This is a genomic window from Dyadobacter sp. HNCC25DJ186, assembly GCF_056895235.1.
This window is the reverse complement of record NZ_JBXHAS010000002.1, coordinates 441,783-457,242: the sequence shown is the minus strand read 5'-3', so window position 1 is coordinate 457,242 and position 15,460 is coordinate 441,783. Positions and strand designations below refer to the sequence as shown.

The 15,460-nt window shown below is 42.7% G+C and carries 9 protein-coding genes; 6 read left to right on the top strand and 3 right to left on the bottom strand.

From position 1 onward, the window contains the following. Positions 1–66: 66 nt before the first annotated feature. Positions 67–5,454, bottom strand: coding sequence for a S8 family serine peptidase (locus AC1XUO_RS06790; protein WP_483329015.1), 5,388 nt, complete (start codon positions 5,452–5,454; stop codon positions 67–69). 251 nt (positions 5,455–5,705) lie between these two features. Between AC1XUO_RS06790 and AC1XUO_RS06785 the strand changes: the two genes are divergently transcribed. Beyond that, complete coding sequence (locus AC1XUO_RS06785) at positions 5,706–6,011, top strand: hypothetical protein (RefSeq protein ID WP_483329014.1); 306 nt, start codon at positions 5,706–5,708, stop codon at positions 6,009–6,011. 124 nt (positions 6,012–6,135) lie between these two features. Here AC1XUO_RS06785 and AC1XUO_RS06780 read toward each other — a convergent pair whose 3' ends face one another. Then, positions 6,136–7,398, bottom strand: coding sequence for an Hsp70 family protein (locus tag AC1XUO_RS06780; protein ID WP_483329013.1), 1,263 nt, complete (start codon positions 7,396–7,398; stop codon positions 6,136–6,138). A 372-nt stretch (positions 7,399–7,770) separates the two neighbouring features. On the opposite strand from AC1XUO_RS06780, the gene AC1XUO_RS06775 reads away from it, so the two are divergent. Next, complete coding sequence (locus AC1XUO_RS06775; protein WP_483329012.1) at positions 7,771–8,946, top strand: Gfo/Idh/MocA family protein; 1,176 nt, start codon at positions 7,771–7,773, stop codon at positions 8,944–8,946. 315 nt (positions 8,947–9,261) lie between these two features. On the opposite strand, the gene AC1XUO_RS06770 is transcribed toward AC1XUO_RS06775, so the two are convergent. Beyond that, the gene (locus tag AC1XUO_RS06770) at positions 9,262–9,693 is read right to left on the bottom strand and encodes a response regulator (RefSeq protein ID WP_483329011.1); all 432 of its coding nucleotides are present in this window, start codon (positions 9,691–9,693) and stop codon (positions 9,262–9,264) included. A 468-nt stretch (positions 9,694–10,161) separates the two neighbouring features. Here AC1XUO_RS06770 and tkt point away from each other — a divergent pair, with 468 nt between their 5' ends. The 4 genes from tkt to gndA all read left to right on the top strand — a co-directional run bounded on the left by tkt (position 10,162) and on the right by gndA (position 15,448). After that, positions 10,162–12,174: a transketolase gene (gene tkt / locus AC1XUO_RS06765; protein ID WP_483329010.1), complete on the top strand. Its 2,013-nt coding sequence runs from the start codon at positions 10,162–10,164 to the stop codon at positions 12,172–12,174. Between the two features lie 105 nt (positions 12,175–12,279). Next, complete coding sequence (gene tal, locus AC1XUO_RS06760; protein WP_483329009.1) at positions 12,280–13,380, top strand: transaldolase; 1,101 nt, start codon at positions 12,280–12,282, stop codon at positions 13,378–13,380. Positions 13,381–13,388: 8 nt separating this feature from the next. Next, a complete protein-coding gene (locus AC1XUO_RS06755) occupies positions 13,389–14,018 on the top strand; it encodes an HAD family hydrolase (RefSeq protein WP_483329008.1) in 630 nt (209 codons plus the stop codon). Continuing rightward, positions 14,015–15,448, top strand: a complete 1,434-nt coding sequence (gene gndA / locus AC1XUO_RS06750; RefSeq protein ID WP_483329007.1) for an NADP-dependent phosphogluconate dehydrogenase — start codon at positions 14,015–14,017, stop codon at positions 15,446–15,448. Before AC1XUO_RS06755 ends, gndA begins: the two co-directional genes overlap by 4 nt. Positions 15,449–15,460: the final 12 nt, after the last annotated feature.

Genomic DNA, 15,460 nt, shown 5'->3' with positions numbered 1-15,460 from the left:
GGAATATTTCAATCGCTGAAATATTCCCTTTCCAGATTAAAAGACTGACTGACAAATATTTAAATATTACAATTTTATAACTCTAAAAACTTTCTTTTGTTCCTGAGAAGTTATTTCAACAACATATAAACCTGCCGTATACCGAAAATCTGTCAAGTCCACCGAAATTTTTTGTCGTGTTCCGTTGGCTATTAAAGCCTTTTGATACATTTCATTTCCTTTTAAATCCACCACGTTCACGTACACCACGGAACCTGTGCTTGCCTGAAACTGTATTTCAAAGTTCCCGCGATTCGGATTAGGATATGTCTGCCAGTCAGCAATGGCATCGAAGCTGATTGACTTTACAGAAGAGTATTCAAAACTTTCGTCCGTATCGATCATCTTTAAACGATAGTAGTAATTCCCGGATTTGTCAGCCTGATTGTCTACATAGCTATATACGCTCTTAGAAACAGAATTACCAAAGGCTCGGACCTCTCCTATTCTATTAAAGCGACTAAGTCTAAATGCTTCATCACCGTCCGCCCGCTGAATTTCAAAATGATCTGCATTTGTCTCAGATGACGTCTCCCAGTCAACAAGAACCTTATCTGGATTTTCGAGAGCCGGGAGTTTGCTGACATTAAAACTGATAAGTTTAACAGGAAGCGGATTATTGTCATCGTTTCCGCCATTATTTAGCCAGAACTCCGAAAAATCTTTTACCTTAATTTCCGCATAATATCCTTTGTCATAAGGGACTTTCACCGTATTGGCCGGAGCGAAGAATGACCAGATACCTGATGAATTGTTGCTGATTTCTCCATCCTCTTTACTCTTGTCCGGGTCTGTGTACTTGGAAATACCAGCCTCGTAGGCGGTCGAAATTTTCGTGCAATTTGTGCAGCCCGCAGCATTGATCAACTTTTCAATTTCAGAATCCAGAAAATAAATACGGACTGTCGCATCGGCACTGAGACTTGCGTTGGCAGGTTTGACCGTTATATTCCTATCGAGATAGTATTGACTTCCGTCGTTACGAACAGCGCCTGGGTTAATGAATGCCTGAACGCCGGTGTTCCCAATCTGTTGCCCATTCGGGTTTATCGAAGCAACGAGTTTTCCGTTTTGTTTAAAGTCGATCCAGCCAGATCCGTTTGCTGGTTGCTGAGAAACGGCAGATAAGGTAGTTCCCTCATCGTAAATGCCTCCGTTGTTGTCATAAATATGTACGTCGTCGATTGCGATTCCTTCGCGCGTTGTTCCGGGGTCAGCCTTCATAACTACCCTGAGGCGAATATTTCCATTTGTTAAGGGCAAAGGAATCGTACCTACGTGCCAACGCGTATAATTTTCGACACTCCAGGCCTCCTGGTCAGTTGCCACCTTATTATACCAGTTTGTCCCCTGCCCTTTTGCCCCTAACCGAATCCAGGTATTTCCATCGACTGAATATTCCACAAAAGCCAGATCACAATCTTCCTGGCCACAGAATTCAATATCAAGTGCCAGGCTCAAACTAAGTGTTGGATTTGCCATGCCCGTGATGTCGAAACAGGGAGAATACAAATAAGATGTTTCCTGATTATTGTAGTTGCCTGTCAAATTAGTCTTCCAGGCTTTCGAACCGCTGGCAGCACCGTTTATCTTCGTTGAGGCAGGTGTGCCATACGCCCAGGAGTTATTTGCACCGGAGGAATGCCAGTTTCCGTTAGTACTCTCAAAGTTCTCTAAATATGGAAAGGCTGAAATCAAGGTATTATTATAAAAAGAAAGATTCAGAACGTTATTTTCAGGATAAGTATCAGTTGGCAAACTTACAGCTACTTGTATAGCATATTGTCCCTGAGCAGACACATTCAATCTTGTCGTGAATGTATATTGGATCGTTTGCTTGCCGGCAATTGCCGGAATTATTTCAACAACATCCTGACCGTTCCCCAGTTTATATGATACGGAAACATTGTTAACTGCATTGTCAGCACTATTACGAATGGTGACCGTTACCGGGTGTTGCGCACCCAGGCCGCAACTATTTTCGGTGATACTGTGCAGGCTTAACAGCTGAACGTCGTCCGTCTCAACTTTCAGGGTTATGTCATCAAACGAATATCCAGCCCCACTGATAGGATCTGCTGTTATTCTAGTCCCATGTTGTCCCCATCTGATCTGGGTACTTGTCGAAAAGTTCTGATTGTTGTCCAGAAGAAAGTTTCTTAACTCTATACTTTTTGAGAGTTTGTACGGCCTGTCAGCCGGATTTTGCTCAGCATCTAAATCGTAAATCAGTATCCACGGATCGTTATAATTCCCTCTTGCCCAAACACTATTATCCGGATGCGCTGTCTGACCGTGGTTTTTAAACCGAAAGTAAAGTCGCACATCGTCCGTTAAATTGTAATTTGACAGGTTAAAAGTACCATCCAGAAAATTACTGTTACCGCCTGGAAAGAAGCGATCCACATCTAAATTGTAAGCTTTGCTTCCGGAAAATGCCATACCAGAATTTACAAAAGTTCGTAAGCGACCAACCTTGGAATTATTTGTAAAATCATATCGATCAGCACCTTCCAGTCCTGTCAAACCATCAGTTTGAGTTTGAACCGATGCAGACTCAACATTGTCAAAAAATGGCAAGGTCAAAGCTGCGTTGGGAAGTTGTTTAAAAATATTAGTAATGGAGTTATTTGATGTTACCGGATCTCCCGTTTTACTAACTGTTGCAGTAATCGAATAAACCCCTAACGCAGAAAAGTTTTCCTGAACCGGAAAAGTGTAATCCAAAGTCGCGCCACCGTTTATTAACAAAGGAACTGTGAAACTATTGACGATGCCGTTATTAACAGCATAACTAAGTGCCACATCACCAGAAGACGGCTGGTCATCAAGATTTTTTATTCGAATGGTAATCGGAGTATTTGCAGAAAACATTGTCGGCGTAAACTGCCTCCCGGATAACGCAGGCGATACGATACTTTCTATTATAAGATCGTTATCGGAAATTGCTCCTGCGCAGTTACCAGCGTCAGGCTTGCGTGACAACGCATTCGCTCTTGGCCCCGGGTTCCCATTTACTCTGGCTCTCACAGAAAACCAGTAGGTATCCTCTTTTGATAAGCCATTAAATGTGTAATTCAAGTTGGAAGTAACCCCCGCAGAAACCATTTCGTCGCCCTGCAAAAGCATCACCTCATAATCGGTTGCAGCGGCGACAGCATCCCATTCCAGTGCGATATAACCTTCGCATTGGACATTTGCAAGTCTTAGTGATGGCGCGCGCATAATAGTAAAAGTTTCACTTATCGTTTCCTCGCCGGTGGCCGTAGCAATAATTTTGACCCTGGCCTTGTCTGTCACATCGTTTGGAACTGTCCAGGCGATCAGAGAATTAGTACTTAGCGAGTTTCCGGGAATATCATTCCAGGTAGCCCCATCGTCTTTGGAATACTGAACCCTGAATTCGTTGGAGGTGTTCCCGAATGCATCCCAACTGATATACACGCCATCGCCTGGTGCCAGACGCTCCTTTCCAATCGGATAAGTCAACGTTGTTGAAGCAGGAACAATATCATAAACCACGAAATATTCCTGATTCACGCCTTGCGTTATGGCAGTCCCGTTCACATGAATTGTATAAGTACCGGCACCCGGATTATTGATGATCACCTGCTCCATATTGTTGATATGGTCAGCTCCTGACGTAGCTGGGATATTTACATTTGCAGGACTCGGATCCAATAATTTTGGTAAAGTCACGACCGAAGAATTCTCAACGGTAAGATCCAGATCGTTCACCAGGGTTTTTGCTGCCAAAATAGAGGCCGCTGGATCATTCCAGTAGAGCATCACTTTTACCTGCGCGGTATTTGCAGGAATCACAATATCGAAGGAATTTACCGCTGAATTCGCGACTGTTGCATTTCTATAACTATTACTTTCCAGCATTTTAACCGAACGTAGCAGATTCATCCAGCCAAAGCCAAATTGATAATCCGGACCGGCATTACCCTTGTCTACACTGCCGTTGCAAATCAACGCTTTCATTAACCCATTTTTAGGATTCTCCTGATTATGCAGTTTGCGGTATTGCTGATATAAGAGTGCCAATCCGCCAGAAACCGCAGGAGCAGCCATACTTGTGCCGCTAGAATTGATGTACCCATTATTTACTGCATAGGATGAAACAACCTGCGTTCCCTGGGCAGAAATTTCCGGCTTGGTCCTTCCATCCGATACAGGGCCTTTACTTGAACTGAAATTAACAATGGCTTCTGCTGTAGTATTTCCCACCGTAAGCACATTCTTAGCTGCCTGATAACCTCCGACGACATTTCCAAAACCATTCGTGAAGGGCGCACAATTTGTGGCTCCACTATTTCCCGCAGCAAATACGTGTTGTAAATACGGCATTTGAAATGCCTGTTGATCAAGAATATTTGAGGTGAGATCGTAGTCGCCGAAAGTCGAACAATTTGAGACGTCATTCCCATACGAGTTATTGGTAATAACCATCCCAAAATCCTGAACATAGGTCGGGGCATAAGCCAGAATATTGGAATACAACTGGGCGATCATCTTTACTTTGGGCGCATAACCTGCGTATTTCTCCGTCACGATTCCGGCACCGCCCAATGTTCCCATCACGTGAACGCCGTGCGCACCGGAGTCCAGCGCCATTCTGTTGATGATCCGATTCGTCAAATCGATATGCTGCATCGGGTCAGCATTGTCACCAACACCTACCACCACTCCTTCACCACGTAAATTCCGGCTTTCGCCAATGGACGAGCCCAATACATTTGCCCGCCCGTTAACAATGCTGTGGTTGTTAACGGGTTTGTCCTCCTTTGGTTTTGCCTGGATATATTGTATATACGGCAACTCTGCCAACTCCATCAATCGCTTTTCGGGAAGCAGGATTTCCAGAACCTGATAATTTTTATAGACGTCCGACGTAATTTGATAACCGTCCTCTTTCAAAGCAGCAGTAATTTCCTCGGCTGAAAAAGATCTCAGAAAACTCACCCATACACTGATAAAGCCGTCAACACTTTTTGCATGCTCCGGGATTGTACCGTTCGCCAGAGCAACCTGCATTTTTTGTTTTGGTGTCGGAGAAATGACCGATCGAGCGCCGGATTTTTTTAATACTGTTTCATCCAGTGAACCCGTAACAGTCGCCGTATAGGCGTTGTTGGGAACATAATCCAACAACGATATCCCTTCTTTTTGCAATTGCTCACGCTGTGACGCTGACGGAATTTGCTCAAATTGAATGATAACAAATACCTTTTTCTTGAACGGGACAAGCTTTCTGCTTAGCGCCCGAAGGCTGGCCTGGTCGACATTATTCGCCGGAGTCAATGAGCCGTTTTTTAAAATAAGCTTTTGCCGCTCCATTGTTTGGGCTCGTGCAGAAAAAGAAATGGCAAAGCAGAACAGCAGCATTTTGAGTAGTAGTCTTGATCTCATAGTAGTGTGAAAAAGTGATGACTTCATTAAAGGCTAATTTCAATAAATAAATTCATATTCCAATGCCGTATATCAATCATTTCAATGAAGAGATATTCAACAACTTGGGGTATCTAGTAAACAACTTTTCACTAAATCAATATCTGCAAAACACTGACGTCCAGCCTATTAAATAGTCCGGCATAATCCTATTAGGGAATTAGTACGTGCAAGGGCACAGTAATACTGATTTAATAAAATAAACACAGATTATGAAAAAGCTAATAACATCGGCCGTAGCCTTAACGCTAATATCTTTTGCCTCCGTTCAGGCGAAGCCAGTCTTACAAACTGAAACGGAACTTAACATTAATCAAGACAAAGTTTCAGTTAAACCTGAGGATTTACCAGCCGCAGTTAAAGCGACTATAAGCAGTGAAGCATTTGCCGGATGGAAAGTAGTTGAAGCTTTTCTGGTAACGGCTGACGATAAGACGCAGTACTATGATTTGTCTGTAAAAAAGGGCAAAGAGGCGGCCCGTGTCAAACTCGATAAAGACGGGCGTAACGTAGAATAAATTTCAAGTAATAAAAACATCAATTTCTTTACTCAACGTTGATACGACCGGAGCTTGCTCCGGTTTTTTTTATTGAAGTATATAAAAAACAGAGCTCCAAAAGAAGCTCTGTTTGATAATGCAATCAGGGTCTGCCAAACTTGTTTTGAGAATCATACGCCAAACCGAGCCCCACACTGGAAAGTTTGTTTTCATCGGCCAACGCAGCATTTGGGAAAAGTCTTTTAAATTCTGACTGAATCAGCGGAACTTCCGTGGAACCTCCCGTAAGAATTACCAGATCAATATCCTCCTTTTGAACCCCGGCGTCAGACAAACATTGCAAAGCTGAATTCGATATTTTTTCAATTTTCTGAAAAATAGCCGCATCAAACTGCTCCCGCGTTACTTTTGTTGTCAGGCCGTCTTCAAGAAAGTCAAAAGGTGCATCATACTCAGCTTGTGACGTCAATGCAATTTTTGTCTCTTCCGTCGCAGCTAAAAGCGTATGCCCGGTTTCCTGTTCCAGCACTTGCAAAAGTCTTTTATAACGAATTTTGTCATGTGCTTCAAACAGGATTTGTTTTGTCTGGAAAATTATTTTTGTGGTATACAAAAAATTAACTTTGCTCCACTCCGACAAGTCAAAATAATGATATAGAGGCACTTCCAGATTTTTGGCACCATAAGTGCTTCTGTAGCCCAGCTCAGGCATAATCGCGGCTAAACTTAAATCTTTATCAAAATCATTTCCTCCAACCCTGATACCGGTATTGGCAAGAATGTCGGATGTCCGATCGGCTTTATGGATGTATTTATTGGATAAACGAATAACGGTAAAGTCAGAAGTACCACCGCCCAGATCTACAACGATTGCTAATTTTTCACCCGAAACATTAATCTCATGCGCAAATGCAGCTGCAATGGGCTCAAACTGGAAATCTACATTTTTGAATCCAAGCTGCTTGGCAATGGCTTTTAGCTCCGCTTCTGCTCTCCCGTCCGCCGCGCTGTCACCGTCCACAAAATGTACGGGCCTACCCATTACAACGCTTTCAATCTCTTGCCCTGCTTCTGCGTCAGCTTTATCCTTTAAATTTTGTAAAAAAGAAGTTATGATCTCGTTGAAACGCATCAATTCTCCATTTACCATGGTTCCCTGGCGCATTACCGGAGTTCCTAAAACACGTTTCAGGCTGCGCATAAATCTGCCTGGATTTCTTTCCAGAAACATATTCACGGCCGCTCTTCCATAAAAAGGTACATTACCCTTACGCAGAAAAAACATGGCACTTGGTGTTGTTGTACTTGAACCTTCTACCTCAACGAGATGAACATTACCCTGATTTGCTATTGCTATACTTGAATTAGAAGTTCCGAAGTCGATTCCGCAGGAGATACTGGTCATTATTATCTTTAAAAATTTGGGGGCGCAATTTCCGATTATTTATCATACTTTGCAATTTACAACGGCATTATTATTAGCAGGATTTGAATAATAGTTCTAAAATTTTCACAGCCATTCAATTCTGGCAGGTAAAAGTTAAACCTTACTTCTTCGCTTAGGGCTGGGTAATGTCAGTCGATAACGTGTAAGCTTCCGCTGTGATATCTTATTTTCAACCGCCACAAATCATCCAACAACAATTTACCTCGTCTCATTATTTCAAAGAATATGAACATTTAAAAGACGTTTTAAGGGTAGTTAACTGCGGGTTAAGTCTTCCTGTTACATAGAAATTGTTTTTCAGAAAAGACATACGTCCCATTGTTTACCAAAATGAAAAAAAACGAAGAAAACCGACGTGAGTTTATCCGCAGCACGGTAGGTACCGCAGCAGGAATGATGATGATGTCCTCTCTTCCTGCCGAAGCCAGGAATAAGACTATTGACATGGGAACCGTTAAAACGGAAGTAATTGATGAAGAAATTGTGGAGCCCGGCAGAATAAAATTTGCAGTGATCGGGATGAACCATGGTCATATATACGGTCAGGTTGAAGCTGTCATTCGTGGGGGTGGAGAACTGGTCGCATACTATGCTGCTGAAGCAGACCTTACTGCAGCTTTTGGCAAACGATATCCAAATGCAAAGCTTGTTTCAAACGAGAAAGACATCTTGAATGACAAGTCAATTCAGCTTGTATTAAGCGCAGCGATTCCTGATCAACGGGCTCCGATCGGCATTCGGGTGATGCAAAGCGGGAAGGATTATATGGCTGATAAACCCGGAATTACTTCACTGGAACAACTGGCGCAGGTTCGTAAAGTTCAAAAGGAAACGGGCAGGATTTATTCTATTATGTATAGTGAGCGCCTCGAAAACCGGGCAACGGTGAAAGCAGGAGAACTTGTGAAATCAGGTGCTATCGGTAAGGTAATCCAGACCATCGGACTTGGGCCTCACCGCATGTCAGCGAGCTCCAGACCTGACTGGTTTTTTGATGCAAAACGGTATGGTGGTGTCATTTGTGATATTGCATCTCACCAGTTTGATCAATTTTTGTTCTTTACAGGGTCAACAAAAGCAGAAATTGTTGCCTCCCAGATTGGAAACGTCAGCCATCCTCAGTATCCAAAATTCGAAGATTTTGGCGATTGTATGATTCGGGGAAATGGTGGCACGGGCTACATCCGGGTAGACTGGTTTACGCCGGACGGATTGAAAAGCTGGGGTGACGGGCGATTAACCATTTTGGGAACAGAAGGATTTATTGAGCTTCGTAAGAACGTCGATATAGCCGGACGCGATGGTGGGAATCACTTATTTTTGGTAACACAAAAAGAAACACAATATATTGATTGCAGCAAAGAACCGCTGCCTTACGGAAAACAGCTTGTAGACGATGTTTTGAACAGAACCGAAACAGCGATGTCTCAAGAGCATTGTTTTCTGGCGACCGAATTATCATTGAAGGCTCAGAAACAAGCGCAATTGGTGAAACTAACAGTCTAGATTCTTAAATCGGGCTGCGGATTCGTTAACTTTCCGCAGCCCGGTTTATAGATTCAGTTGTTTCTTCTTACCCGTATACGCCATGACTGTACAAGTTGCACTCGGATGGCTGCTCAGAAAATCGTCAAATAATTTATTAATTCTGCGAAAGAAGTAGTTGGTCCCATATCCCATACAGGAAAATTTGGAAGTCGCGGATATTCATTTAATGGACAAAGAATTCGAACAACTTACCAGGTGTATTTTAATTTTTGAACAAAACGCAACTCCTGGCAAATTTAGAAACCGCATTTGATCTATTGAAAAATTCTAGATTTATTTTGCCGAGAAATTATTCGGATGCAGGCAAGATTTCCAATATGCAATGATCAATTCGATCTGTTTCCTGAAAGCGTCAAAACCGCTCGCCTTCTGGTAATAACCCTGAATGGTCGAAGCGTAAGCTTCCTCCACCAACTTCGGACTTCCGGACGTACTCAGAAAAACAAATGGAATTGACTTCTTTTTTAAATACTCGTCGTCGTCAATTTTTTGACGTAATTCCAGGCCATTCATAATTGGCATGTTAATATCACACAGGATCAGAAATGGCTGCTCGGTTGTAACTTGCAGGTATTGAAGCGCTTCAAGCCCATTGTTAAAAAAATGAACGCTGTTTGGTATTTTTATCTCATCCAGCACACTTTTCAAAAGGTACTGATCATCTGCGTCGTCTTCAATTGAAATTATTGGGCCCTTCAATGACATATTTCAAAATTAACTGGTTTAAACTGACCACAAAGATCGTAACTAATTACTATTTACAAGGTTTCGAGGTTTTTTCAAAATTACCTGCTATGAACTTGCCGGCTGCTTATTGTCATAACGGAGGATAAAACAAGTAGTATACAACAAATTCCATAAAACAGCCATTTCAGATCTAAGCCTTAAAATCTAATTTTGATTACTGTTAGAAACAGTAAAAAAACCTGTAATAACTTCAAAATTCAATATAAAGAGACTCGGAATATACTAATTGGCATAAATGTTATACTAAACCCTTTGCCGGGCGGGATTGAAATTCCAAATCAAGTCTGGTAACTTAATTTTTTGATAGAACAATAAAATCAGTTCTAACAATGTAGATAAAATGAATTTTAAAACCATGCTTCTATTCTGGAAAATGGCCATTTTATCGATTTTACCAATATAATTAATCAAATTGAATAACTAAAAATGGGATCAGATACGAAGGAAATTGAACAACTAGGCATCAACACCGCAAGATTGTTATCTGTTGATGCAGTGCAAAAGGCAAATTCGGGTCATCCCGGAATGCCGATGGGTGCAGCTCCGATGGCTCATGTTTTATGGTCGCATTTTATGCACTACAACCCGAAAAATCCCGACTGGCCAAACCGCGACAGATTTATTTTATCCGCAGGTCATGGCTGTATGCTTCAATACAGCTACCTGCATTTGACCGGTTACGATCTTTCACTTGACGACCTTAAAAATTTCAGACAACTTAATAGTAAAACTGCCGGACACCCGGAATACGGTCTTACACCGGGAATTGATGTTACCACAGGTCCGTTAGGTCAGGGTTTTGCTAACGGCATTGGCTTTGCAATCGCCCAGAAACATCTTGCAGCACGGTATAACAAACCGGGTTATGAAATTTTTGATTACAATGTTTACGCAATTTGCAGTGATGGCGATATGATGGAAGGTGTCACTTCTGAAGCCGCATCGCTGGCGGGACATTTAGAATTAGGAAACATCATCTATCTGTATGACGACAACCATATCTCGATTGAAGGGGCTACTGATATTGCTTTTACAGAAGATGTAGCAAAACGCTTCGAGGCATATGGCTGGCATGTGCAGGTAGTCGAAGATGGCAATGATATCGGTGCCCTCAATATTGCAGTTAGAAATGCGCAGGGAGAGAAAAACCGGCCTTCCCTTATCAAAGTTCGCACGCAGATCGCTTATGGCAGTCCGAATAAAGTAAATACCGCTGGTTCACATGGCTCTCCGCTTGGGCCAGACGAGGTTAGGCTGGTCAAAGAGTTTTTCGGTTTCGATCCGGAAAAATCCTTCGTTGTGCCCGAAGAAGTCGCTGCATACTACAAAGCTGCCGGCGAAAAAGGAACCGAACTCGAAAAAAAATGGAACGAGCTTTTCAGTGAATACAAGGAGAAATTCCCGGATCTGGCGGCGGAATATGAACTGGCAAGCAGCGGAGAATTGCCAAAGGGCTGGTTAGAAAAACTTCCCGTTTTCGAAGCCGCTGACAAAAAAATGGCTACCCGCCAGGCCTCAGGAAAAGTACTCAACGCTATCGCTGCGAGTATACCAGGTTTAATTGGCGGTGCAGCCGATTTGGCTCCGTCCACCGATACCAATCTTAAAGAATTTGATTCCTTCACACCCGAAAAAAGAGACGGAAGAAATTTCCACTTTGGGATCCGCGAGCATGCGATGGGTTCAGCGCTAAACGGAATGGCTCTTACTAAAGGGTTGATCCCCTTCGGAGCAACGTTCCTGATCTTTTCTGAATATATGCGCCCTCCTATTCGTTTGGCGGCAATTATGAAGATCAAACCAATATTTGTTTACACGCATGACAGTATTGGCCTGGGAGAAGACGGGACGACGCATCAACCTGTTGAACAATTGATATCACTTCGCTCGATTCCAAATGTGACTGTCATTCGCCCGGCAGATGCTAATGAGACTGCACAGGCCTGGCGGGTTGCTTTGGAACATAAAGGCGGTCCCGTCGTATTGGTATTTACACGTCAGGGTTTAACAATTTTAGATCAGACAAAATACGGTGATGCAAAACAATTAGAAAAAGGCGCTTACGTTCTTTCTGATTCAGAGAAGACACCGGATCTAATTTTAATTGCAACAGGCTCGGAGGTTGAATTGATCATGTCGGCGCAGGAAAAATTGAAAGAAGAAGGGATTGAGGCGAGAGTGGTGAGTATGCCTTCCTGGGAATTATTTGAAAAGCAGGATGCGACCTATAAAGAGCAGGTTTTGCCGAAAGCGATCAAAAAACGTCTGGCTGTTGAAACAGGCTCTTCACTGGGATGGCATAAATATGTGACTGACGAAGGTGACATCATTGCTATGACAACATTTGGAGAGTCCGCGCCCGCCGACGAATTATATAAAGTTTTCGGTTTTACGGTCGAAAATGTAATTATTAAGGCAAAAGCTTTGTTGGATAAGTAAGGCGCGACGAGAAAAATGTGGTTCTGCTAAGGTTAGAACCACATTTTTCTCGTCCTGATGTAAATAAATTGTAAAAGGTATTTTTAATTCAAATAACAGTTAATTATGGCAAGTAACAAAGTAAAACAGATCCACGATTTTGGACAAAGCATCTGGTTGGATTTCATTGACCGTAAGATTATTAACACCGGTGAATTAAAAAAACTGGTTGAAGAGGATGGCGTAAGAGGCGTTACTTCCAACCCGGCGATTTTCGAAAAAGCCATCAGCAGCAGCTCAGATTATGATGCTGACATCAGCGCATTATCAAAAGGGGATAAAACAAACGAGGAAATATTTTTTGGCCTTGCTGTAAGTGATATAAAACGTGCATGTGACCTTTTGCGTCCGGTCTACGATGAAGAAATTGTAGGCGCTGACGGATATGTAAGTCTTGAAGTTTCGCCATTCCTTGCCTTAAATACGGAAGGAACGATCAAACAAGCGCTTGAACTTTGGAAAGCGGTTGATAAGGCAAATGTTATGATAAAAATTCCGGGAACTGAACCTGGTCTTCCTGCTATACAGAAAGCAATTGCTGAGGGCTTGAACATCAATGTTACGTTGCTTTTCGGTTTGGATCGTTACGAAGCAGTTACTGAGGCATATATTAAAGGGTTAGAAGAAAGAGCTGAAAAAGGCTTGCCAATTGATAAAATTTCATCCGTTGCAAGTTTCTTCCTGAGCCGTATTGACGTTCTTGTTGATCCAATGCTCGATGAAAAAGGACTGGGCGAGCTTAAAGGTGAAGTGGCAATCGCTTCTGCTAAAAAGGCTTACGAAATCTATAAACGCGTGTTCAGTACCGAACGTTGGAAAAAACTGGCTGATAAAGGTGCCGTTCCACAACGTCTGCTTTGGGCAAGTACCAGCAGTAAAAATCCTGCTTTCAAAGACACAAAATATGTTGAGGCGCTTATCGGCCCTGACACAGTGGATACCATTCCGTTGGAGACACTGGAAGCCTACCGTGATCACGGCGATCCTGCAAGCCGTCTGGAAGACGATCTGGAAGGTGCAACAGAAATCATGGAAAAAATCAAAGCGGCTGGTATTGATATCGACGCAGTGACCAAACAATTGGAAGACGAAGGAATTGATAAATTTAATAAGCCTTTTGAGAAATTATTACAGGCTATTGAAGACCAAAAATCCAAAGTCAACTAAAAGCAATAATGGAAAGTACTGATCTTAAAATTCTCTTTTTTGACATCGGTGGCGTGCTCCTCAGCAATGGCTGGGGGCACGAATCCCGCAAAATTGCAGCAGAAAAATTCGGTCTCGATTACGAAGAAGTGAATGTCTTGCACAATTTCATATTCAATGTGTATGAAATTGGAAGCATAACACTTGACGAATATCTCGACACTGTTATTTTTAATCACCCGCGCGATTTTGCAAGAGAAGATTTCAAAGCATTTATATACGCTCAGTCTGTTGAATTGCCGGATATGCTTAAATGGCTGAAAGAATGGAAGAAAAACTGTGGTTTTCGCGTTATTTCTATCAATAACGAGGGCAAGGAGTTAAATGATTATCGTGTGCGAAAATTTAAACTCCACGATTGTTTTGACGCTTTTATTTCTTCCTGTGAAGTAAAAATGCGGAAACCCGATCCGGGAATATTTAACCTTGCTATGGGCATCGCGCAGGCCACCCCGTCGCAATGTGTTTATTTTGATGACCGCATCATGTTTACGACAACGGCTCAAAAACTAGGAATACGCGCCTTTCATCACACCAGTTTCGAGTCTACGAAAGAAATTCTTGAAGGTCTTAAAAGAGAAAAATTCCCACAATCATGAGTGAGCAAAAATATAATTTTGGTATGATCGGCCTGGGTACCATGGGCCGAAACTTACTGCTTAACATCGGTGACCATGGCTTTGCAGGCGCCGGATATGACAAAGATGCTTCAAAGGGTGCTTTGCTTGAAGAAGAGGGCAAAAATATAAAGGTTAAAGGGTTCAGCGATATCAAGGAATTTGTTGCAAGCCTGACCACGCCTCGCGCAATCACAATGCTTGTTCCGGCAGGGAAAATTGTTGACAGTGTCATCGAAGAGCTATTGCCGCTTCTGGACAAAGGCGACATTTTGATTGACGGAGGAAACTCTCACTTCACAGATACCAACCGACGGGTTGAATACCTTGAAAATCTTGGCATACATTTCTTTGGCATGGGTATTTCCGGAGGAGAAGAAGGTGCACGACGCGGCCCGAGTATCATGCCAGGGGGCGATAAAAAAGCCTATTCCGTGATGGAGCCGATACTGGAAGCCATCGCTGCAAAAGTAGATGGTGTTCCCTGTGTCGCGTATATCGGACAAGGTTCAGCCGGTCATTTTGTTAAAATGGTGCACAACGGTATTGAATACGGCATGATGCAGTTGCTCTCCGAAACATACGAAATCCTGAAAAATGGCTTGAAGATGGAAGGAGACGATATTCAGAAAGTTTTTGCCAGCTGGAATGAAGGCCGCCTGCAATCATTTCTGGTAGACATTACCGCTGATATTTTCAAATACAAAGAGCCCGGTTCTGACCACTTGCTTCTAGACGACATCAAGGATGAGGCCAGATCAAAAGGAACAGGAAAATGGACTTCGCAAGCGGCTATGGATCTGCAATCTCCGATTCCTACGATTGACACGGCTGTTGCCATGCGGGATTTGTCTAAATACAAAGCACTCCGCGAATCAGCTTCTCTATTATATAATTCGGAGGAAAAGGGTGGTTTCGATGTAGATCGAGACAAATTCCTCACAGAGCTTGAACAGGCATTTTATTTCAGCATGATCGTCACGTATGCACAAGGTATGCAGATGCTGTCTAACGCCTCAGATGAATACAATTATGGTTTGAATCTGTCAGAGATTGCTAAAATCTGGCGTGGGGGATGTATCATCCGTTCATTGTTTTTGAGTGAGATTTACAACGCCTACGAGAAGGACAACGGATTGAAACATCTTTTGCTTGACGAAAACGTTGCAAAATTAGTGAATGAAACGATACCGGGAATCAGGTCAGTTTTGTCTAAATCTGTGGCAACCGGTATTGCGGTTCCGGCTTTCGCTGCATCTCTTAGCTATTTCGATGCCTTCCGCAGCAAAAGAATGCCATCAAACCTGATTCAGGCACAACGCGATTTCTTTGGCGCGCATACCTATGAACTTATTGGGAAAGAAGGTGTTTTCCATACACAATGGGTTCCGAAAAATGGTTCGGAAATTTAGAAAATTGTCTGT

Coding starts and splice junctions, on each gene's coding strand:
- AC1XUO_RS06790 (WP_483329015.1), bottom strand. CDS start 5,454: ATGAGATCAAGACTACTACTCAAAATGCTGCTGTTCTGCTTTGCCATT.
- AC1XUO_RS06785 (WP_483329014.1), top strand. CDS start 5,706: ATGAAAAAGCTAATAACATCGGCCGTAGCCTTAACGCTAATATCTTTT.
- AC1XUO_RS06780 (WP_483329013.1), bottom strand. CDS start 7,398: ATGACCAGTATCTCCTGCGGAATCGACTTCGGAACTTCTAATTCAAGT.
- AC1XUO_RS06775 (WP_483329012.1), top strand. CDS start 7,771: ATGAAAAAAAACGAAGAAAACCGACGTGAGTTTATCCGCAGCACGGTA.
- AC1XUO_RS06770 (WP_483329011.1), bottom strand. CDS start 9,693: ATGTCATTGAAGGGCCCAATAATTTCAATTGAAGACGACGCAGATGAT.
- tkt (WP_483329010.1), top strand. CDS start 10,162: ATGGGATCAGATACGAAGGAAATTGAACAACTAGGCATCAACACCGCA.
- tal (WP_483329009.1), top strand. CDS start 12,280: ATGGCAAGTAACAAAGTAAAACAGATCCACGATTTTGGACAAAGCATC.
- AC1XUO_RS06755 (WP_483329008.1), top strand. CDS start 13,389: ATGGAAAGTACTGATCTTAAAATTCTCTTTTTTGACATCGGTGGCGTG.
- gndA (WP_483329007.1), top strand. CDS start 14,015: ATGAGTGAGCAAAAATATAATTTTGGTATGATCGGCCTGGGTACCATG.